This is a genomic window from Glutamicibacter sp. St.4D3, assembly GCF_059728615.1.
In genome coordinates this window covers 531,329-551,448 of sequence record NZ_AP039380.1, presented here as the reverse complement: position 1 = coordinate 551,448, position 20,120 = coordinate 531,329, and the positions used below count along the sequence as shown (strand labels likewise).

Below are 20,120 nucleotides of genomic sequence, written 5' to 3'. Positions count from 1 at the left end.
ACTAGACTGCAGCCCATGGACAGCGAAGTCACCGCGCGCAAGCAGCGTTTGCGCCGCTACCTGGATCATGCCCGGCAGGCGGCGCTGTGGAAGGCCGAGAATCTGGACGAAGCCCAGCTGCGTCGGCCCATGGTGCCCAGCGGCACCAACGTCCTGGGGGTCATCAACCACCTGGCGGTCATGGAATTCGGCTACTTCAGCTATTGTCTCAAACGCCCGGTGGACAGTCCCCGGGCCGTGCAGGCCTTCACCTCCGAAGACCCGATGGCGGACTTCGTGGTGGAGGCGGACACCGGCGCCGCCGACGTGCTGCAGTTCTACCGCCAGGCGATCGACGCGGCCAACACCGCCTTCGAGGAACTGGAGCTGGACGCCCCGGCCTCGGTGCCCTGGTGGGGTGAGGACAGTGAAACCACCCTGGAGCACCTGATGCTGCACATGGTGGGGGAAACCTCCCGCCACGCCGGGCACCTGGATCTGGTGCGCGAACTGATTGACGGGCAGACGGGCCTGTCCGCGCAGAACGGGAACCTGCCGGAGTTCAGTGACGAGCAGTGGAAGGAACATTACGCACGGCTGAAGAAGATCGCCGACTCCGTGTAGCATCGAAGCGTAGCTTCACGAGATGCGGCGCCAAGCTCCGACTGGCCGCACACCAACCCCAGGTTCATGGGTGGTTCGGATGAGGAAGCGGTCCGCGGCACCAGCTTGTGCCCGGGCAAGAGCTAGCCTGAAAGGCCGGTGCCTGCGATGCCCGCCGTTCCCGTCCTGCCGCTGATCGACCTGCACAGCGGAGAAGTGCAATTTACCCTCCATGGCGCCTGGCAGGTGCTGCACACCAGTGAGCCGCAACGGCTGCTGCGGCTGCTCACCCGCGCGGCCGGCCCGGCCCGGTTCGATCCGGCCCACCGGCGGCTGCTGGTGTTCCTGCCCCGGCGCGGCACCAGCGGCGGGCGTCCGGTGGCTTTTAGCCTTGCCAAATTCCCCGCCCACCCCTCGGTCACTACACTGGATGCCGATGACGGACGCGCCGCGGAGCACCGCGGGGTCCGTCCCCTGCCACAGCTGCTGTAGGCAGGAGGCCTGACTGAGGAGATTCACTGCCGTGATGACCGTCAATCCCCCTTCTTCCCCCACCCCGGCGCAGGTTCGGCGCTGGCGCAAATACCTGGCCGATGAGATCGCCGAGGGTGCGATCTACCGCGAACTGGCTTCGCGGCGCACCGGGCAGGAACGCCAGGTGCTGCTCGGACTGGCCGAAGCCGAGGCCCGCCATGAGGCGCACTGGCGCGAACTGCTCGGCGACCAGGCCCGACCCAGCCGCCCCTCGCTGCGCCGCACCGTGCTGCGTTTCCTGGCCCGGCACTTCGGGTCGGTGTTCGTGCTGGCCCTGGCCCAGCGCGCGGAGGGAGATTCCCCCTACGCCAAGGACGCGGACGCCCCGGCCCACATGGCCGCCGACGAACTGGTGCACGAGGAAGTGGTGCGCGCCCTGGCCACCGCCGGGCGCACCCGGCTGGCCGGCAACTTCCGGGCAGCGGTGTTCGGCGCCAATGACGGGCTGGTCTCCAACTTCGCGTTGGTGCTGGGCATCGGTGCCACCGGGGTGGCTTCCTCCTTCGTCCTCTTCGCCGGCATCGCCGGCCTGCTGGCCGGCGCGCTGTCCATGGCGGCGGGCGAATATGTCTCGGTGCGTTCCCAGCGTGAACTGCTCACCGCTTCCCGGCCCACCCAGGTGACGCTCTCCGCGGCGCAGGACCTGGACCTGGACGCGAACGAACTGGTGCTGATCTACAAGGCGCGCGGCATGAGCGATGAGGACGCCGAGCACCGGGCCGCCGAACGCATGGGGCTGTTCACCTGCGACTGCAACCCCTCATTCTCACTGCAGCCGGAGCTGCGCGGTGAGGAGCTGGCCCGCGAGCACGAGGAACTGGGTTCGGCCCCGGGGGCGGCGGCTTCCTCGTTCCTGTTCTTCGCCTCCGGCGCGGTCGTGCCGATCCTCCCGTTCATCTTCGGGATGTCCGGGCTGCCCTCCATCATCCTGGCCGCCGTCCTGGTGGGAGCGGCCCTGATGTTTACCGGCGGCGTGGTGGGTCTGCTTTCCGGGGCCTCGCCCCTGAAGCGCGGGTTGCGCCAGCTGGCCATCGGCTGGGGCGCCGCCGCGGTGACCTACTGCCTGGGTCTGCTGTTCGGCGCCCCCGTCGCCTAGCCCATTCGGCCGGGTTGCGCCCGCCGGCCGGTGCGCACGCGGGCGGGGATCCGGCGGCGCGGAGGTGTTGTGCACATTCGATGACCCCAACTTTCCCTGCCAGCTCCGAACGTGAAACGATGAGAGGATGACCAACGCCGTACCGCCGCAGGTAGATGGCAGGACTTTGCTTGCCTACCTGGGAAACTTGCCATACTTCCTGGGCCAGCAGCTGGCTGGCACCCCGGGCGCCGTCAGTGGCGTGCATTTTGCTGCGGATAATGCGGAACTGCGTGGTGAGGTCAAGGACGAGAACGACACGTTCCAGCCACGGGTGCAGCTGGAACGGGCCACCACGGGATGGCAGATCCGCCAGGCGCAGTGCACCTGTGAGGTGGAGGGGCCCTGCCGCCACGAGGCGGCCCTGGTGCTGGCGGCGAACAAACTGGCCACCGCGCGGCAGGCGCAGGAGCAGGTGCAGGAGCAGCCGGAGCGCGGCTGGCAACGCAGCATCGATGACTGGTTTGAACAGGCCGACCCGCTCAACCCCATCGGGGTGACCCGCTCGGCCGCGGACCCGGTCAACCCGATGGGCCTGCAGTTCCTGGTGTTGGACGTCAAGAACCAGGCCCAACAGCAGTGGCTGCCCTCGGGCACCACCCAATTCCTGAACCGCAACCAGCGTTTCCGCCTCGGGGTGCGGCCCATGGTGCGCGGCGCGGACGGCCGCTGGGTGCGCGGTCAGCTGCGCTGGACCACCATCGTGTACAAGACCTTCGGCTGGAACCTGCTGTACTCACAGCACCACTGGTTTACCCGCTTCGCCGCCCTGGCCCGCAGCAACACGCAGCTGCAGTTCAAGCAGGACGAGGACTGGCTGTTCTTGGACAACTATTCCTCACCCCTGCTCTGGCCGATGCTCAACGAGGCGCAGCACCTGGGCATCGAACTGATGGGCACCCGCAACGACACCGAGGTGCAGGTCGGCGCACGCGCGGAATTCGAGCTGCAGGCCGCCCGTGAGGACGACGCCCTGCTGCTTAGCGGCACCCTGACCCTGGACGGGCAGGAGCATGAGTTGGACCCGGACAGTCCCGCCGGAACCATCGGGGACCACGGCTTTTACCTGCAGCCGCAGGACAGCCGGAGGATTTGGCTGGCACCCAGCGCCCAGCCCATCGCCGCCCAACACCGGCGCTGGTTCATGAACCGCACCCCGTTGCGGATCCCGGCCGCGGAGCAGGAGCAGTTCTTCACCCGGGCCTACCCGCGCCTGGCCCGCCGCTTCCCGCTGCGCAGCGCCTCCCCCGACCTGGTGCTGCCCGAACTCGAGCCGCCCTACCTGGCGGTGGACATCCACTACACCAAGACCCGGCCGGAACAGGACAAGAGCGGGCAGGGTGCCCCGGCGCGGCCCGCCGAGGACCTGGCCGAGGTCAACTTCGCCATCCGCTACCCGGGAATCCCCGATGACCAGGTCGTCCCCGACCAGGCGCAGGAGGAGCTGCTGCGCGCGCTGCTAAACCGGGTGCTGCTTGAAAGCACCGGGCGGGAGAACGATGCCCTGGATCCGCGCATCTACCAGGGCGACGGGCTGATTGACTTCGTCTCCTACACGGTTCCGGCGTTGCGCGCGGAACAGCGGGTGCGGCTGAACGAAACCGGCGTCCGCCCGGTCTACCGCAAGCTGTCGGAGCTGCCCGAACTGAAGATCAATGCCGTGGACTCTGAGAAGAACGACTGGCTGGACCTGGGGCTGTTGATCACGGTCGGCTCCCATGAGGTCCCGTTCTCCACGATCGTGGAGGCCCTGAGCAACGGGGCGATGAAGGTCAAGTTGCCGGACAACAGCTGGTTCTCCCTGGACCACCCGATCTTCGCCAAGCTCAAGGCCCTGGTCGACGAGGCCCAGATGCTCAACGACAAGCCCAAGGACGCGGATCTGAAGGTTTCGGTCTTCCAGGTTTCCCTGTTCGAGGAGCTGAACGACCTGGCCGACGGGATCGACGGCGCCGATGTGTTCGTCGCCCGGATGCGTTCGCTGCTGGACATTGCCGGGCAGGAGCCTCCAGCATTGCCCGAGGGCCTGCAGGCCGAGCTGCGCCCCTACCAGCTGGAGGGGTTCGGCTGGCTCTCACGGCTCTACCGCGGCGGCTTCGGCGGGATTCTGGCCGATGACATGGGCCTGGGCAAAACCCTGCAGGCGATCGCACTGATGCTCCATGCCCGGCAGCTGTGGGAGCACCCGCACTCACGCCAGCAGCTGCCAGCAGCCCAGCGCACCCCGGCTCCCTTCCTGGTCGTGGCCCCCAGCTCGGTGGTCTCCAACTGGGAGATGGAAATCCGCCGCTTCGCGCCTTCGCTGCGGGTCACCAGCATCGAGGGCAAGCTGCCCTCCGAGCGGCGGCTGGCCGAACTGGTCGCGGAGAATGACGTGCTGCTGACCACCTACACGTTGCTGCGCCTGAACGACGAAGCGTACGCCGCTCCCCGGTTTGCGGGCCTGATCCTGGATGAGGCGCAGTTCGTGAAGAACCGCAACACCAAGGCGCACCGCGCTGCGGCCGAAATCCGCGCCCCATTCAAGCTGGCCGTGACCGGCACACCGATGGAGAACAACCTGGGGGAACTCGGCGCCCTGCTGGCGCTGGTGGCTCCCTCGCTCTTCCGCAGCACCAGTACGTTCAACCGGCAATTCGCCCGGCCCATTGAGACGCTGGGCGACAAGGACCGTCTGGCACTGCTGCACCGGAGGATCAAACCGTTCATGCTGCGGCGCACCAAGGAGTCGGTGGTGCTTGACCTGCCGGCCAAGCAGGAGCAGCAGGTGCTGGTGCGGCTGAACGACGAGCACCAGCATGTGTATGAGACGCACCTGAACCGGGAACGGCAGAAGATTCTGAATCTGGTGCAGGATATGGACCGCAACCGGTTCACGATCTTCCAGTCGCTAACCCATCTGCGGATGCTCGCCCTGGATCCGGCACTGGTCGACCCGCAGCTGGCAGACATCTCCTCCTCCAAGCTCGATGCCCTGTTCGAGAACCTGGAGGACGTAATCAGCGAGGGACACCGTGCGTTGGTGTTCTCCCAGTTCACCTCGTTTTTGAAGGTCTTTGCCCAGCGGCTGACCGAACGGGGCATCGCCTTTGAGTACCTGGACGGCTCCACCCGACACCGCTCGCAGGTCATTGAGGATTTCAAGGCCGGCACCGCCCCGCTGTTCCTAATCTCCCTCAAGGCCGGCGGGTTCGGGTTGAATCTGACCGAGGCCGACTACTGCTTCCTACTGGATCCCTGGTGGAACCCGGCCGTTGAGGCCCAGGCGATTGACCGGATCCACCGCATTGGGCAGCAGAACCGGGTGATGGTCTACCGGCTGATTTCCCAGGGCACCATCGAGGAGAAGGTGGTGGCGCTGCAGGAAAACAAGCGGCAGCTGATCTCCACGGTCATGGACGGGGCCGACGGGTTCGCCAAGTCGCTCACCGCGCAGGACATCCGCGACCTGCTGGAATAGCAGCCTGCCCGCTCGGTCCACCGTTTGGCATAACAGTGTGATAAACATTGTCATCAAATCAGCTTATTGTCAGTCCGAACCGCTATATTCGATATGCGTGCACGGTGCCAAACGTCCCCCACACAGGCGAGCACCAGTCCACGCGCCCATTTGCCAACAATGACGTTCGGCAAAACAACGAAGAACCGAAGGCGGTCATATCCGTGTCCCTGATTAAATCGGAGACGCTAGGTGCCCCGAGCGACGACTGGTTAGCTGCCAGGGTCAGCACCGAGCACAACAGTGTGGTCATTGAAACTGAGCAGGAACAGCTCGTCCTGGAAAACGTTCACCTGCTGGAGAAGCTGCGCCGGGTCGTCGCCGCTTCGCTCACCGAAATCTTTTACAACCCGAAGCACCGGATGCTGCTGATTCCTGGGGCCTTCGTGGTGGTCGGCTCCTCCTTCCTCCGGGTGGACACCGACGCGGCTGGCGGGCTGCGCGACTAGGCGCCTCCCACCGGGGACGGTGACCGTCCTGGTACGGCCGCAGAGGGGGCCGCAGGGGCAGCGCCGGGGCCTGCCCGCATCCGCTTCTTGGAGGGATTGTCGCGTCCTGCAGCGGGCGCCCATCACACCGCGCCTGTTGAAGACAACAAAAACCCCACTGCCTTGAAACCAATTGGTTTCAAGGCAGTGGGGTTTTCAGGCCCGCGGTGCGGGTGCCAGGCAGCTTACAGCGCCTCGTACACCTCGCGCAGCAGACGAGCGGTCTCGCTCGGGGTCTTGCCGACCTTCACACCAGCGGCCTCCAGGGCCTCCTTCTTGGCCTGGGCGGTGCCGGCCGAGCCGGAGACGATGGCGCCAGCGTGGCCCATGGTCTTGCCTTCCGGAGCGGTGAAGCCAGCCACGTAGCCAACAACCGGCTTGGTGACGTTGGCCTTGATGAACTCGGCAGCACGTTCCTCGGCATCGCCGCCGATTTCGCCGATCATCACGATGGCCTTGGTCTCCGGGTCAGCTTCGAAGGCCTCCAGGGCGTCGATGTGGGTGGTGCCGATGACCGGGTCGCCGCCGATGCCGATGGCGGTGGAGAATCCCAGGTCACGCAGTTCGTACATCATCTGGTAGGTCAGGGTGCCGGACTTGGAGACCAAGCCGATCGGACCCGAGCCGGTGATGTTGTTCGGGGTGATGCCCACCAGGGCCTCACCCGGGGTGATGATGCCCGGGCAGTTGGGGCCGATGATGCGGGTGATCTGCTTGCCGTTCTCGTCGACCTTGGACTGGGCCAGCGCCCAGAACTCGGCCGAGTCCTGTACCGGCACGCCTTCGGTGATGACCACGACCAGGCCAACCTCGGCCTCAATGGCCTCGACGACCGCATCCTTGGTGAACTTCGGCGGCACGAAGACGATTGACACGTCAGCGCCGGTCTCGGCCTTGGCCTCGGCCACGGTTCCGTAGACCTTGATGTCCTTCTCGCCGTGGGTCACGGTGGTTCCGGCCTTGCGGGCGTTCACGCCGCCGACGATGTTGGTGCCGGCCTTAAGCATCAGGGCGGTGTGCTTGGTGCCTTCGCCGCCGGTGATGCCCTGGACGATGACCTTGGAGTCCTTGTTCAGGTAAATGCTCATTGTTCGCTAATCCCTCTTACTTGTTGGCCAGCTCGGCGGCCTTGTCGGCGCCCTCGTCCATGGTTGCTGCCAGGGTCACCAGTGGGTGGTTGGCTTCGGCCAGAATGGCGCGGCCTTCCTCCACCTTGTTGCCGTCCAGGCGAACCACCAGCGGCTTGTTGGCCGAGTCGCCCAGGGTGTTCAGTGCGCCCACGATGCCGTTGGCCACTGCGTCACAGGCGGTGATGCCACCGAAGACGTTCACGAAGACGCTCTTGACCTGCGGGTCGTTCAGGATGACGTCCAGGCCGTTGGCCATGACCTCTGCCGAGGCGCCACCACCAATGTCCAGGAAGTTGGCCGGCTTCACGTTGCCGTGGTTCTCGCCCGCGTAGGCGACGACGTCCAGGGTGGACATGACCAGGCCTGCACCGTTGCCGATGATGCCCACTTCGCCGTCCAGCTTGACGTAGTTCAGGCCGTTGGCCTTGGCCTTGGCCTCCAGCGGATCGGCTACGGCCTTGTCCTCCAGCTCTTCGTGCTGCGGGTGACGGACCTCGGAGGCGTTGTCATCCAGCGAAACCTTGCCGTCCAGGGCAACGATGTCCCCGGCGCCGGTCTTCACCAGCGGGTTGACCTCGACCAGGGTGGCATCCTCTTCCTTGAAGACAACCCACAGCTTCTGCAAGGTCTCGGCGACCTTGCCGCGCAGTTCCTCGGCGAAGCCGGCAGCCTCGACGATCTCGGCGGCCTTGGCTGCGTCAATACCAACCAGCGGGTCAACGGCGATGCGGGCCAGGGCTTCCGGGCGCTCTTCGGCCAGCTGCTCGATCTCCATGCCGCCTTCCACCGAGCACATGGCCAGGTAGTTGCGGTTGGCACGGTCCAGCAGCACCGAGAAGTAGTACTCTTCGGCGATGTCGGCACCCTGGGCGATCATGACCTTGTTCACGGTGTGGCCCTTGATGTCCATACCGAGGATGTTCTGTGCGTGCTCGAAGGCCTCATCGGCGGTCTTGGCGACCTTTACGCCACCGGCCTTGCCACGGCCGCCGACCTTGACCTGAGCCTTGACAACAACGACGCCGCCAATCTTCTCTGCGGCGGCCTTGGCTTCCTCGGGAGTGTAGGCGACGATGCCGGCAAGCACGGGAACGCCGTGTGCCTCGAAAAGATCGCGCGCCTGGTATTCATACAGGTCCACGGGTATGTGTCCTTCGTTCGAAGTTCAAGCTGACTCACGGCACGATGCAATGCACCGCACCCAATGGAGAGCGCAGAGCAACACGTCGGCGTGATTTCCGGCGCCTTGGCCCGTGCGCATCTCTCAGACTAGCGCGACTTTCCGATAGTTCACAGTTTTACCGGCCGTAGAGAAAACGGAGTCGCGTGTTTTCGGTCCCAGCCGGTGGCCAACGGGCGTGAATGCGCCCTAGCCATCGACCAGTTCCAGGGGCGCATACCGCAGCAACAGACGTTTTTCGGAGTCTTGGAATTGCACCTTGGCCACGGTCTTATCCCCGGCCCCTTCCAGCGCCAACACCGTTCCCTGCCCAAAGCTGGCATGCTTGACCTGCTGGCCCACCTTGGGAATCACGATGTCTTTGTTCTGTTGGACACGTTGCTTGGACACCGGTGCCGCCACCCGATTGGCAGCGGGCGCCGAGGTGCCCGCGCCCCAGTGGCTGCCGCGCTCGTACCGGCTGGTGGCGAAGTTCAGTGACCCGGAGCCGCTGCCCCAGCTGCCCCCAAATCCGCCCACCGATCCCTCGCGCTTCCAGTCGATGAGGGAGGCTGGGATCTCCTCCAGGAACTGGCTGGCCGGGTTGTACTGCGACTGTCCCCAGAGGCTGCGCTGTTCCGAGCGCGTCAGGTAAAGCCGTTCCCGGGCTCGGGTTAGCCCCACATAGGCCAGTCGGCGTTCCTCGGCCAGTTCCTTTTCATCCGTCATTGAGCGCTGGTGCGGGAATACGCCGTGTTCCATGCCGGTGAGGAACACGACCGGGAACTCCAGCCCCTTAGCCGTGTGCAGGGTCATCAAGGTGACCATGCCTTCCTGCGCGGCCATGGCTGCACCCTCCGCGTCGCTGGGGGCCTCAGGAATCTGGTCGGCGTCGGCGACCAGGGCCACGCGTTCCAGGAAGCCTTCCAACCCGCCCTCCGGCTCTTCATTGACGTAATCGCGCACCACGGCAACCAGTTCGGCCAGGTTTTCGACGCGTGATTCATCCTGCGGGTCGTTGGAGGCGCGCAGCGTTTCCAGGTATCCGGTCTGTTCCAGTACCGCTTCCAGCGCCTCTGCGGGCCCGGATCCCTCGGCCACGGTCTGCAGGTCGTCAATCATGGAGACGAATGCGGCAATCATCTTCTGCCCGCGCGTTCCGAGGCCCGGTGCCTGCTCGGCCTGGCGCAACGCCTGCATGAAAGTGATTCGCTCCCGCTCGGCCAGGGCCGCCACCGCGCCTTCGGCCCGATCGCCGATGCCACGTTTGGGTTCGTTCAGGATCCGCCGCACGTTTACGTCATCGTCCGGGTTGACCAGGATCCGCAGGTAGGCCAATGCGTCCTTGATTTCCTTGCGGTCGTAGAAGCGCGTGCCGCCAACCACCCGGTATTTCAGGTCGACGCGCATCAGCTGCTCTTCCAGCGCACGGGACTGGGCGTTGGTGCGGTAGAAGATGGCCACGTCTCCGGGACGCACCTGCTGCTCGTCGTTCAGCCGCAGGATTTCCTCCGCTATCCACCGGGCCTCGTCGGACTCGGACTCGCCTACATACCCAACAATCTGTTCACCGTCCCCGCTGGCGGTCCACAGCCGTTTGGCGTTGCGTTCCGGATTGCGCTTAATCACCTCGTTGGCCGCCGACAGGATGTTCTGGGTGGAACGGTAGTTCTGTTCCAGCTTGATCGTGGCTGCCTGGGGGTAGTCCTTTTCAAACTCCACGATGTTGCGGATGTCAGCGCCGCGGAAAGCATAGATCGACTGATCCGAGTCGCCCACAACGGTCAGTTCCCCCGGTGGGGTCTGCCCCTGGGGGCCAGTCAGTTCGCGCACCAGCGCGTACTGGGCATGGTTGGTGTCCTGGTATTCGTCGATCAGCACGTGGCGGAACCGGCGCCGGTAGTTGTCCGCCACCGCCGGGAAGGCACGGAACATGTAGACAACCTGGGCGATCAAGTCATCAAAATCCAGCGCGTTTGCGGAGCGCAGTCGTTGAGCGTAACCGCGGTACACTTCAGCCACGGCACGGGAGAACGGATCATTGGTGTTGATTGACGAAGCGTAGTCCTCCTCGTCGATCAACTCGTTCTTCAGCGAGGAGATCTTGTGCGCGATGGCCTTGGGGGTGAATCGTTTGGGATCCAGCTCCAAGCCCTTGGCGATCATGGTGATCAGTCGCAGGCTGTCGGCAGAGTCGTAGATGGAGAAACTCGACTTCAGTCCAATGGTGGCAGCCTCGCGGCGAAGAATGCGCACGCACGAGGAGTGGAAGGTTGAGATCCACATTTTCTTTGACTGTTCTTCACCGATCAGGTCGGAGGCACGCTCGCGCATTTCTGCGGCGGCCTTGTTGGTGAAGGTAATGGCGAGGATCTCGTGAGCGCGGGCCCGGCCGGTGGCCAACAGGTAGGCAATTCGGTGGGTCAGCACACGGGTCTTGCCAGAGCCGGCACCGGCGACAATCAGCAGCGGCCCGCCGTGATACTTCACCGCCTCGGCCTGCTGCGGATTCATTCCAACCAACAGTTCATCGGCATTCGGCAGGGGCTTTACTGCCGGTTCGGGAGTGAAGTCGTCAAAGAGAAAATCCATGGTGATGCCAGTCTACGTCGCACCCGGGACACTTGCCGTGATGCACCCGGCATAATGGGGGTATGGCAAAAAAGGTCAGGAAATCCAAGGAATACCGCAAACCCTCACAGTTCGCGCAGCAGCCCGTAGCGCCGATGAATCCAGCCGCTCCGCGCAGTGAGGCCAAGGCGCAGTCCAATGCGATGATCCTGATTTCGGCAGGCTTGGTCACCTCGGTACTGTTGTTCTTCTACTACCACGTGTGGGCCTTGGGGCAGCTCGCCGACCTGTCCGGTGGTCAGCCCATGCCGGATCAGTACGTTTTCGGTTTTTCCGAAGAGCAGATTCAGACCCTGCGTTCGGTGATGAACGAGGATGCTGTGGCCCAGTTGAATTATGTGCACCGCAGCGTGGGCCTGTTCTTCCCATTGCTCTTTGGCTTCTTTAGCCTGCTGACCCTGGGCCAGTGGGTGCGCACGCGTTCTCGACGCTGGCTGGCGTGGGCGGCACCGATGCTGTTCGTGGTGGTCGATTTGTGGAGCAATCAGGCAATTGACGCACTGTTTGTCTCAGATCTTGACGGCGCGGCCGTCCAGCTTGCTTCAGTACTAACCATCCTGCGATGGGCTCTGCTCATTATCAGCGCGCTGACCATCGTGGTGGTGGGACTTCGACGCTTCATTCGCACCTTCCGCCAAAAGTACGCGGAGGCGACACAACGCTAGGCAATCATCAGCCTGCGTCCGGGTCCGAACAGGGGAATTCTGAGCGGGTAACCGGTTAAGATAGTGTTGTGCGTGCGTGTTAAACACCTGCCTCTGTAGCTCAGTAGGATAGAGCGACCCTCTCCTAAAGGGTAGGCCGTCGGTTCGATTCCGGCCAGGGGCACACCTTAAGAAAGAAATCGCATTCGACCGTGGTCGAATGCGATTTCTTTTTGGTCACTGCGCCCCAGTACCGTGCAGGGCGAGGGCCGGCGCGGGGCGGAACGTCGGACTTAGCGCAGCAGCAGGGCGGTGGCCTTCGGCGATAGCGAAGCATCCATCACCGCGCAGGCTCCACCGATGGCACCGATCTTCGAGCCCAGTACCGAGGTGCGGGTTTCAATGTCATGCACCTGGCGCAGCGCAAAGCGGCGGCGGATGGCCTCGCTCATGCCTTCCTCGGCAAAGTCCTTGACCTGCTCCCACTGCGGTCCGCCGCAAACGATTTGGCGGATATCCAGCGAGTTGGCCAGCTGTCCAACCACTTCGCCAACCAGAATCATGGATTCCTTGATCAGGTCCTTGGCGATCTCATTGCCCTGCTGGGCGAGCTCAACCAGGTGATTCAAGCCCTCGGAACGCTGTTCCGGGCCCATATCGTCGCTGTAGGGAAGATCCAACCCGCGTTCCTTGGCCTTCTTGGCCACATACTCATATGAGGTGCCCGCTGCCAGGCAGTCATCGGCGCCGCATTCGTCGCAGAACATCGACTTGTGTCCGGTGGAGTAATGCCCGATTTCTCCGGCGTTGTTGCTGGAGCCTCGGTAGACATCTGAATCGAAGACAATGCCAGCGCCGAAACCGTGACCGCAGTACACGAAGACGAAGTCCTCGGTCTTCTCTTCCTTGGACTGCCACAGCTCACCCACCGCCGAGGCGATGGTGTCCTTCTCGATGATGACCTGCAGGCGCAGCATCTTGCGCAATGGTGCGACGATGTCCACATCGGCCCACCCGTCCAGCAACGGCGGGTTGAGCACGACCCCATCCTCGACGTTCACCGGACCCGGAACGGCGATGCCAACACCGACGATGTGCTTCTTCGGGATGCGCACCTCGGCGATCAGTTCCTTGACCGTAGTCGCCATCAGTTCGATGGTCTCGCTGGCCACTTCCAGGTTGGGCACATCGATGCGACGTTCCCGGATGACCTCTCCGCGCAGGTTCATCATCACGAAGGTCAGGACGCTAGGGTCCAGGTGGATTCCGATGGCAACCATACGGTTGCCTTCCAGCTCCAGGACAGTGCGCGGTTTACCGGGACCGGATACGATGGTGCGATCCTCACGCACAATCCCGTCGTCCAGTAGTCGCCGCACCACGTTGGAAATAGTCTGTGGGGAGAGCCCCGTTGACCCGGCCAGTTCCACCCGGCTGATCCCATCTGGTGCCCGGCGGATTGATTCAAGAATGACTGCTTGGTTGAAGTCTCCCAAACGGCCTAAGTTGGTGCCCCGTCGCATCTGCGCTCCATTGATCTATAAAGTTGATGGATCGATCCTTCCGATTCAAACCGCAATTCAAACATGCCGTTCACGTCTATAAAGTGCGAGTTCAGGACGATGCGGTTAGTTCAAATAAAACAGTTGAAGATCCATAAATGCACGTTACCATCTGTAGATCGTTTTCACACGCGATATCCTCGTTTAGTGAAGAACTTTTTGACCGTCGCAGCGGCTTGTCTGATGAATAGCGAGAATAAAGTGCTCCTGGTGAGAAAGCGGGGCACAAGTAAGTTCATGCAACCAGGCGGGAAACTCGAACCCGGCGAGAGCGCCCATGAGGCAGTGGTGCGCGAAATTGAAGAAGAATTGGGAATTAGCTACGCTTTGTCAGATCTGGAACCGCTTGGCATCTGGGAGGGCTTGGCGGCCAATGAGCCTGACACCGGGCTGCGCGCACATCTATTTGCCGGGCGGCTCGAACATACCCCCAGGCCGCAGGCTGAGCTGGAGGAGATCATCTGGGTTGATCCCCACGAAGCCCTGCAGCGCAAGGACCTCGCTCCCCTATTGCGCGAGCACGTACTCCCCCAGGCTATCGAGCGACTTACCCAGGCGAGCTAGAATCCGCTGAGCGTGCTTCCCCCGGCTGACGGGGTGAGAGCAAACCGGTGACGCAGAGACGAAGCTTCCTGCTCAAACGGCCTGCAGGTACTGCCCCCAGTCCTGCTCAACCCGTTCCAGACCACGGATGAACAACACGTTTGAGCGCGGGCATTTCGGGGTGTCCTTCAGCCTCCAGCCGAGCTGCGAGAGCGTCATATCGGCCTTGCGGCTATTGCAGGGGAAGCACGCGGCGACCAGATTCTCCCAGGTGTCCTTGCCGCCTTTGCACCGCGGAAGTACATGGTCCACAGTGGTGGCGGGACGTCCGCAATAGGCGCACTTGTAGGAATCGCGACGCAATACCCCGCGACGGGTGACATGATTCATTACTCGGTGCGGACGACGGATATAGCGGTTCAGGACAATGACCGACGGCCGCGGAAGGCTTGTGTGGGCACTGATTACCGGCCGGCTGTCGTCGGCTGAAAGAATCGTAGCCTTGTCGGCGAGCACCAACAGCAGTGCTCTGCGAAATGAAACCACGGCCAGCGGCTCATAACCTGCATTCAATACCAGCGTGCGCATCTATGTACTTTCCCCCGGAGCGCCGCGTGCTGCATCTACCACATGCCTCACGAAGCGCTGTTGGACAGTCCTCACAAGCGCTAGCCTATGCGATAGATCACCATGAATTGCAACTATTTTGCCGGCCAAGCACATTCTTAATCCAATGAACGCACACTGTTCACCGCTGCCCCTAAGCCTTTCTGGGCTTTTCCAAAACGAACAGTTGCCTGCGGTGAGCGACAATGCGAAGCCGCTTGGCGGGGATCAAGTCGCGGGTAGAGATAGACGCATTAAACGGTTAGGCCGCGGTGACGCAACAGCGTCACCGCGGCCTAACCGTTTGCTAAGTTCCTAGCGAGCCAGGGTGTAGTACCCGTAAAGCGGGTTCTGGGTCACTGGGTGAATGTTGGTGTCGGTGGTGGGGTTCTGAGCACCGATCATCTTGCCGCCACCCAGGTAGATGCCGACGTGGCTGCCGCCGCGCTGGAACACCAGGTCGCCCGGCTTCGGGCTGCTGGTGCGCTTGAACTGACCGGAGCCAAGGATGGCCGAGGTGCCACGGGCAATGTTGATGCCGTGCTGTGCGTAGACGTACTTCACGAAGCCGGAGCAATCCCAACCGGACGGGGTGTTGCCGCCCCAGACGTACGGGGCGCCCACGTACTTGCTGGCCGTCGCGGCGATGCCGGACAGACCAGGAACGCTCTTGGTCGACTCCTTCTTAGGAGCCTTGGACTTGCTCGATTCCGGAGCCGAGGCGGCAGAACGCTGAGTCTGCGAACGGCTCTCGCGGGTCATCGGAGCGTTATCGCTATTGGTCGACGCGCTGCTGCGAGTGGTCGAGACGCTGTTCCGAGTGGTCGGAGCATTCTCGCGAGTGGTCGGCGCGTTGTCGTTGCTCACCGGGGCGACCTCATTGGCCACGGCGACGACAACCGGCTCCGGCTTCGGCTCTGCGGTGAAGCTGGCGCGCTCGATTTCGAACTTGTCAGCCTTCTTGGCGGGAACCGAAACAGCCTTGACGGCGACGCGCTCCGGGTTGACGATGTCAACCGGTGCTGCCGAAACGTCGCGTGGTGCGGTGGCCTGGCCCGGTACACCCAGGGTAACGATCAGACCGGAAGCTGCGGCCACGACGGCGGCCTGGCGGCCGACCGAACCGGCGTTCGAGGACACTGCCTGCGAAATAGCTTCCAACGGGTTGGTGCGTGCCGGCACGGCGCGGTGGCGCCCCTGCGATTGACGCTTAGTCACAATTAAAGCCTCTCCTTGATACCTACGAGGTAAGCTGTCGGGTTCGAAGTGGAGTTACCTCGGTGGAGTCGAAGTTTCCTTCTCTTCACACTTCACCCCTAGGGTTTTTGGCCTAAGCCAACCACCCGGTGTTTGGGTCCCCCGCCACTGCCGTACGAGTTGTTCATAACGTGTTATTGCGTGTTGGCAGTGTTCGGTTCTCACGCAATTTTGCCCGGGTTGTCCCGAGGCACGCTGTCGAGCCTACAGGATGTTTTTTCGATTGTCACATTTTGGTCACGAAATGGTGACGGAGATCGTTATAGCCAGCCAGCAGGGTTCTGGAACTTGCCGTCAACGATCACTTCATAGTGGACATGGCACCCAGTTGAGTTACCGGTGGTGCCGCTGAGCGCGATCACCTGTCCGCGCTCAACCTTCTGTCCGACCTCAACCTTTAGGGAAGAGTTGTGGCTGTAGCCGGTCTCCAGACCATTTCCATGGGAGAGGGTCACGCGCTTACCCGAATGCCCCGCCCATCCCGAAACGGTAACGGTGCCCGAGGCTGTCGCCTTGACCGGGGTGCCACATGCCACACCGTAATCTAGGCCACTGTGGCTCATGAAGCCCGGACCAGTGGGGTTCTTGCGATGCCCAAAGGGAGAGGTGATTCGATTGGAATCCACCGGGCGATCCAGCAGTCCCGGGGTCGCGATCCGGGAGATGTCCCCGCCTGCGGCGGTCAGGACCTCGGAGAACTTCTCTTCCTTCTTGACCTCTTCCGAACGGTCGGAGGTCAATGCTGCGCGTTCGACTTCAAGCCCGCTGTTGCCCGGAGCCTGGACGTCCACCACGGCGCTGGTAGCCGTACGCTGGGCCGAGGCTTCGGCCTTCTGCGGATCGGCGCCGTCGAGGTAGGGGGTCACTGCGGCCAGGGTCAGGCCCGAGACGGCAGCAACAGCTGCAACCTTGTGAGTGAAGCCGAGCCGGCTCTTCGGACGCTTGACCGAGCGCAGCTCTTCAATAAGGTCATCACTGGCCGGAACAGGCGCCTCGGCTGTTTTGGCAGCGGAGAGGGGAACAATGTTCTCGGCGAATTTGCTGGCCAGGTCGGCCTGCTGCGGTGAAACACCGTAGCGCTGAATGCTTTCAAAGCGGCGACCTGCATAGTCACGCTGTTCTGCCGGTGCTACGTCAGACGCAGCAGATCTGCGGGCCCGACGACCAGCCGGACGGCTCGCAACGTCGTTCAAGATTTCGAATGTTGGATCAAGCTCAACACCCTCGGCCCGACGGCGACCGCTTGGCTTGGATTCTGCCAATACTTTCCCTCTCACGTTGACACACCTGCGAAGTTAGCTGTCGGGTTCGGATCCTGAGAAATATCCGGTCGTTCACCCGTGGAAGGCACGACTTCACCCCAAGGCGTTGACAACGCCAAAGTCTGGGTCCCCCGCTACTGCCCTGGATTTGTTTCTCGCATAGCTCCGGTGAGGGCAATACTCGGTGTTCACTGCGGTGCCTGCGGGTGTCAGAAAGTAGGTGACACCAGCAGTACACACTACAGGTCAAACGCTAAAGTTACAATTTCGTTATCTTTGGGCCGTGCGGACAAAAACGTGGCTGCTGACTTCCACCGGAAGCTCCAGCGCGCCCTCGATTCCCTCGACGCGAACCACCACGTAATCCTCGGCCCGTTCCAGCGTTACTACTGCTCCGGGCTTGATTCCGCCCTCATTCAGCTGGCCCAGCAGGATGGGGTCAGTCTGGATCGGCTCGGCCAGTCGTTCGATCGGCAGTGGACCGGCGTTGCCGTTTTCCAGCGCCTGGTCAAGGTTTTCTACCTCATAGGAGATCTCCGACACCTTCGGCCCTCCCAGCACTTCCAAACCCGGGATCGGATTGCCGTAGGGAGAAATGGTCGGCTTACCCAGCAGGTCGTACAGTCGCTGCTCCACACGGTCGCTCATGACGTGTTCCCAGCGGCAGGCCTCTTCGTGGACGTACTCCCAGTCCAGGCCAATCATGTCCGAGAGCAGCCGTTCGGCCAGACGGTGCTTGCGCATCACGCTGGTGGCCAGTTCGTGACCCTTTTCTGTCAGAGCCAGGTGACGGTCCGCGGAAACCACGACCAGCCCATCGCGCTCCATGCGGGCGACGGTCTGTGAGACGGTCGGACCCGAGTGGCCCAGACGTTCGGCAATCCGCGCACGCAGAGCGACAATCTCTTCTTCTTGAAGCTCAAGAATGGTACGCAGGTACATCTCAGTTGTATCGATTAGGTCAGACACGGTAGCCACTCCTGAAAGTAACAAATAAGTTTTGCCGGTAAAACGAGACGTCAGTTACCCACTCTACTGTGTGCAACAGACAACTAGTGCACTGACCCCTACGCGGCCTACGTAACCGACGACGCGAATTTTCCCTCTTCGCAGACCGGTTTGCGAAGATATTAGTGGAACGCGTTTGGCGAGCCTTAAATTCCCCCCATCCGGGCTTGGACGTCCTAAAACGCGCTTTCGAATCAATCGCTATAAGAGGAGCGCGATGAGCACCGGCATCACCATTCCCCAGTCCCTTCTTCCCGTCGACGGCCGCTTTGGCGCCGGCCCGTCCAAGGTTCGCCCCGAACAGGTTCAGGCCCTGGTGGATGCCGGCCCACGGCTGCTGGGAACTTCCCACCGCCAAGCTCCGGTCAAGAACCTGGTGGCCTCGGTTCAGTCAGGACTAAAGGAACTGTTCAAGGCCCCGGAAGGCTATGAAGTCCTGCTGGGCGTGGGCGGTTCCACCGCCTTCTGGGATGCGGCCGCGTTTGGGCTGGTGCGCGACAAGGCACAGCATCTGTCCTTCGGCGAGTTCAGCTCCAAGTTCGCCAAGGCGACCGACAAGGCCCCGTTCCTTTCCGCCTCGTCCATCATTAGCGCCGAGCCTGGTTCGCTGCCGCAGCCTTCGGCGGAGGCCGATGTTGATGTCTATGCCTGGGCGCATAACGAAACCTCGACCGGCGTGGCCGCACCCGTCAAGCGCGTTCCCGGCGCGAATGACGATGCCCTGGTCGTGGTCGACGCGACCAGCGCAGCCGGCGGTTTGGATGTGGATCTGAACGAGGTAGATGTCTACTACTTTGCGCCGCAGAAGAACTTCGCCTCGGACGGCGGGCTGTGGGTGGCCATGGTCTCCCCCGCAGCCATTGCCCGAATCGAGGAGATTGCTGCCTCGGACCGTTGGATCCCGGACTTCCTGAACTTGAAGACGGCGCTGGATAACTCGCTGAAGAACCAGACCTACAACACCCCGGCGTTGGCGACTCTGGTCATGTTCGACGAGCAGATCAAGTGGCTGAACAGCAACGGTGGACTGCAGTGGGCTGCGGCTCGCACCGCCGAAAGCGCTGGCAAGGTCTACGCATGGGCCGAGGCCCGCAAAGAGACCAGCCCGTACGTCCAAGACCCGGGGCACCGTTCGAATGTCATCGCCACGATCGACTTCGACGATTCCATTGATGCTGCGGCAATCGCCAAGACCTTGCGTTCCAATGGCGTCGTGGATGTTGAACCGTACCGCAAGCTGGGTCGCAACCAGCTGCGCATCGCGACCTTTGTTGCCATCGAACCTTCCGACGTGCAGGCGCTGCTGGACTGCATTGATTACGTGATTGACCAGCTCTAGGGTTCCGCTCTTTTCATAAGAGAAAAAGATGGAGGAGAAGCACAGTGTGCTTCTCCTCCATCTTTTTGTCTCCCGCACCTCACCCAGCCACGTGTCTGCGGCGGTTGGGGCCCTACGCCGGATTAGGACGAACGGCGCGACCGATTGCGCTGGGCAGCGCGGCGACGTGCCGCGGTCCGCTGTGCGGTACGTCGCCGGCGGACTGGGCGCCTGCCCCGTTCCTGTGCGGCTTCCGGTTCCTCAGTTGCGGGCTCGTCATCGGCGGATGCCTCTTCAGCGCCGGAGACTTCCTCGGCCTCGGCCCGGTCCTGCCCCGTGTCGTTCTTTGCACGTTCCTCGTGTTCGGGCTCCGGGGCAGCTTCACCGTCAGCAGCGTGAGCGCCTTCGGCTTCTTCGCGCGCCGCAGCCTCGGCGGCCTCCACTTCCTCCTGGGCCAGGCGATCGGCCCAGGGCACCCATGCCGGGGCAAGCAGGGCTTCCTCACCGGGAATAATCCCGATTTCGCACACGGTCGCGTCCTTGGCCTTGGCCCGCGGGACCCTGGCCAGGGTCACGAACCAGTTCCACCCGCGATAGCCATCTCGATGGGCGACAAATCTGTGGGTGACAAGTCGCTCACCTTCCACCGCGACGCCCTGGTAGTCCCCCACTTCCGAGGCGGGGGCGATTTCGGTCAGGGCAGCGCGGGCGGTATCAACCGCGTCGGCGAGCACCGTGTCGAGTTTGGGTTTACGAGCCATG

General features: G+C 62.8%; 17 protein-coding genes, 1 tRNA gene and 3 riboswitches. Of the genes, 9 read left to right on the top strand and 9 right to left on the bottom strand.

Translation table 11 applies throughout. The features are described 5' to 3' along the window. The first annotated feature begins 15 nt into the window (after nt 1–15). The 5 genes from AC6I21_RS02610 to AC6I21_RS02590 all read left to right on the top strand — a co-directional run bounded on the left by AC6I21_RS02610 (nt 16) and on the right by AC6I21_RS02590 (nt 6,199). Complete coding sequence (locus AC6I21_RS02610; protein ID WP_138925656.1) at nt 16–603, top strand: DinB family protein; 588 nt, start codon at nt 16–18, stop codon at nt 601–603. Between the two features lie 13 nt (nt 604–616). Then, nucleotides 617–731: riboswitch (SAM riboswitch) on the top strand. Between the two features lie 19 nt (nt 732–750). Then, nucleotides 751–1,074, top strand: a complete 324-nt coding sequence (locus tag AC6I21_RS02605) for a hypothetical protein (RefSeq protein WP_497763037.1) — start codon at nt 751–753, stop codon at nt 1,072–1,074. 34 nt (nt 1,075–1,108) lie between these two features. Beyond that, complete coding sequence (locus tag AC6I21_RS02600; RefSeq protein WP_138174806.1) at nt 1,109–2,212, top strand: VIT1/CCC1 transporter family protein; 1,104 nt, start codon at nt 1,109–1,111, stop codon at nt 2,210–2,212. Nucleotides 2,213–2,339: 127 nt separating this feature from the next. Then, the gene (locus AC6I21_RS02595) at nt 2,340–5,711 is read left to right on the top strand and encodes an SNF2-related protein (protein ID WP_497763036.1); all 3,372 of its coding nucleotides are present in this window, start codon (nt 2,340–2,342) and stop codon (nt 5,709–5,711) included. Between the two features lie 203 nt (nt 5,712–5,914). Then, a complete protein-coding gene (locus tag AC6I21_RS02590) occupies nt 5,915–6,199 on the top strand; it encodes a hypothetical protein (protein ID WP_138174810.1) in 285 nt (94 codons plus the stop codon). A 224-nt stretch (nt 6,200–6,423) separates the two neighbouring features. Here AC6I21_RS02590 and sucD read toward each other — a convergent pair whose 3' ends face one another. The 3 genes from sucD to pcrA all read right to left on the bottom strand — a co-directional run bounded on the left by sucD (nt 6,424) and on the right by pcrA (nt 11,119). Then, complete coding sequence (sucD, locus tag AC6I21_RS02585) at nt 6,424–7,326, bottom strand: succinate--CoA ligase subunit alpha (protein ID WP_138925653.1); 903 nt, start codon at nt 7,324–7,326, stop codon at nt 6,424–6,426. Nucleotides 7,327–7,342: 16 nt separating this feature from the next. After that, nucleotides 7,343–8,509 (bottom strand): ADP-forming succinate--CoA ligase subunit beta, encoded by a 1,167-nt coding sequence (sucC, locus tag AC6I21_RS02580; protein ID WP_138174814.1) that lies wholly within the window; start codon nt 8,507–8,509, stop codon nt 7,343–7,345. 228 nt (nt 8,510–8,737) lie between these two features. Then, nucleotides 8,738–11,119, bottom strand: coding sequence for a DNA helicase PcrA (gene pcrA, locus AC6I21_RS02575; protein ID WP_360029257.1), 2,382 nt, complete (start codon nt 11,117–11,119; stop codon nt 8,738–8,740). A gap of 62 nt (nt 11,120–11,181) precedes the next feature. On the opposite strand from pcrA, the gene AC6I21_RS02570 reads away from it, so the two are divergent. Further along, nucleotides 11,182–11,823 carry a hypothetical protein gene (locus AC6I21_RS02570; RefSeq protein ID WP_138174818.1) on the top strand — a complete coding sequence of 214 codons (642 nt, stop codon included), beginning with the start codon at nt 11,182–11,184 and terminating at the stop codon, nt 11,821–11,823. Nucleotides 11,824–11,912: 89 nt separating this feature from the next. Continuing rightward, nucleotides 11,913–11,986, top strand: a tRNA-Arg gene (locus AC6I21_RS02565). A gap of 109 nt (nt 11,987–12,095) precedes the next feature. Here AC6I21_RS02565 and AC6I21_RS02560 read toward each other — a convergent pair. Further along, nucleotides 12,096–13,325 carry an ROK family transcriptional regulator gene (locus AC6I21_RS02560; protein WP_138174820.1) on the bottom strand — a complete coding sequence of 410 codons (1,230 nt, stop codon included), beginning with the start codon at nt 13,323–13,325 and terminating at the stop codon, nt 12,096–12,098. A 186-nt stretch (nt 13,326–13,511) separates the two neighbouring features. Here AC6I21_RS02560 and AC6I21_RS02555 point away from each other — a divergent pair, with 186 nt between their 5' ends. Beyond that, nucleotides 13,512–13,928 carry an NUDIX hydrolase gene (locus tag AC6I21_RS02555; RefSeq protein ID WP_138925650.1) on the top strand — a complete coding sequence of 139 codons (417 nt, stop codon included), beginning with the start codon at nt 13,512–13,514 and terminating at the stop codon, nt 13,926–13,928. Nucleotides 13,929–14,000: 72 nt separating this feature from the next. On the opposite strand, the gene AC6I21_RS02550 is transcribed toward AC6I21_RS02555, so the two are convergent. The 4 genes from AC6I21_RS02550 to AC6I21_RS02535 all read right to left on the bottom strand — a co-directional run bounded on the left by AC6I21_RS02550 (nt 14,001) and on the right by AC6I21_RS02535 (nt 18,001). After that, nucleotides 14,001–14,495, bottom strand: a complete 495-nt coding sequence (locus AC6I21_RS02550; RefSeq protein ID WP_138174824.1) for an HNH endonuclease — start codon at nt 14,493–14,495, stop codon at nt 14,001–14,003. Nucleotides 14,496–14,828: 333 nt separating this feature from the next. Beyond that, nucleotides 14,829–15,731, bottom strand: coding sequence for a C40 family peptidase (locus tag AC6I21_RS02545; protein ID WP_497763035.1), 903 nt, complete (start codon nt 15,729–15,731; stop codon nt 14,829–14,831). A 4-nt stretch (nt 15,732–15,735) separates the two neighbouring features. Beyond that, a riboswitch (cyclic di-AMP (ydaO/yuaA leader) is annotated at nt 15,736–15,902 on the bottom strand. A gap of 128 nt (nt 15,903–16,030) precedes the next feature. Further along, on the bottom strand, nt 16,031–17,032 hold the full coding sequence (locus AC6I21_RS02540) for a M23 family metallopeptidase (protein WP_246049699.1): 1,002 nt from the start codon (nt 17,030–17,032) through the stop codon (nt 16,031–16,033). A gap of 7 nt (nt 17,033–17,039) precedes the next feature. Then, nucleotides 17,040–17,196, bottom strand: a riboswitch (cyclic di-AMP (ydaO/yuaA leader). A gap of 106 nt (nt 17,197–17,302) precedes the next feature. Next, a complete protein-coding gene (locus tag AC6I21_RS02535) occupies nt 17,303–18,001 on the bottom strand; it encodes an iron-dependent transcriptional repressor DtxR (RefSeq protein WP_138174830.1) in 699 nt (232 codons plus the stop codon). Nucleotides 18,002–18,257: 256 nt separating this feature from the next. On the opposite strand from AC6I21_RS02535, the gene serC reads away from it, so the two are divergent. Next, a complete protein-coding gene (gene serC / locus AC6I21_RS02530) occupies nt 18,258–19,379 on the top strand; it encodes a phosphoserine transaminase (protein ID WP_343831550.1) in 1,122 nt (373 codons plus the stop codon). A gap of 122 nt (nt 19,380–19,501) precedes the next feature. Here the strand turns inward: serC and AC6I21_RS02525 are convergent, their stop codons facing one another. Then, nucleotides 19,502–20,119, bottom strand: coding sequence for a DUF3027 domain-containing protein (locus tag AC6I21_RS02525; RefSeq protein WP_138174834.1), 618 nt, complete (start codon nt 20,117–20,119; stop codon nt 19,502–19,504). Nucleotide 20,120: the final 1 nt, after the last annotated feature.